Below are 720 nucleotides of genomic sequence, written 5' to 3'. Positions count from 1 at the left end.
CCTTTGTCTTTTCTCTTTCAGTTAATTCAACCTCATGGGCTTGTTGTAAAGAGAAATTTCCAGCTTCTAATTCTTGAATCTCTTGCTTTAATTTTTCAATTTCTCGATGGCGAGCTTCTTGCTTTAAGAGCTTTCTTTGTTGTAAAAGCTGTTCTTTTCTTTCTTGCAATTGAAAGAGTTCTTCTTCGCTGTTAGTACGTATTAAGGTTGATTTAGGAGTCTCTGTTTCAAGCTCACTTGATAGCAGCATCTGAGGAATGAAAATAATATTTATAAAGAAAATAGTAAGAATGATCCATAAGTAGATTTTTGCATGATGATCTTCTTGTAAGGTTACATTTTTAAATATTTTATTTCCGTATGATAGCGAAAGAAGCTCAAAAAAACTATTGGAAAGATCAAGGCTCAAGCGAAAAAGAAAAACCAGGTTTACCTTTCTCTTCACTTATGTGGAGCTTAACATATCACGAAATCATTTGTACAACTTCGAAAGAAGAGAGCTCCCTTAGCTAAAGTTGGGCAAGGTCTACACGACTTCTCACCCTTACGCCTTAACAAATAAAATTAATTTTTTCTCTATCTTTTTAAAAAATAGATAAATGATTAAAATATTGATATAAATAATAATGTCCTTAATTTAAGGACTTAATCAATATGGAGGGAACATGCATAAAAATTTTAAATCTTTTCTAGCTTCTTTATTTATTACTTCACTTCCTT

1 protein-coding gene is annotated in these 720 nt (G+C 31.1%); it reads right to left on the bottom strand.

All coding sequences use genetic code 11. The features are described from left to right. The coding region (locus IG80_RS15965) for a hypothetical protein (RefSeq protein ID WP_032114196.1) at window positions 1–409 on the bottom strand (409 nt) is incomplete at its 3' end. Between the last annotated feature and the right edge of the window lie 311 nt (window positions 410–720).

The sequence above is a fragment of the Candidatus Paracaedibacter symbiosus genome (assembly GCF_000757605.1).
GTDB lineage: Bacteria > Pseudomonadota > Alphaproteobacteria > Paracaedibacterales > Paracaedibacteraceae > Paracaedibacter_A > Paracaedibacter_A symbiosus.
This window is presented reverse-complemented; position numbering and strand designations above follow the sequence as displayed.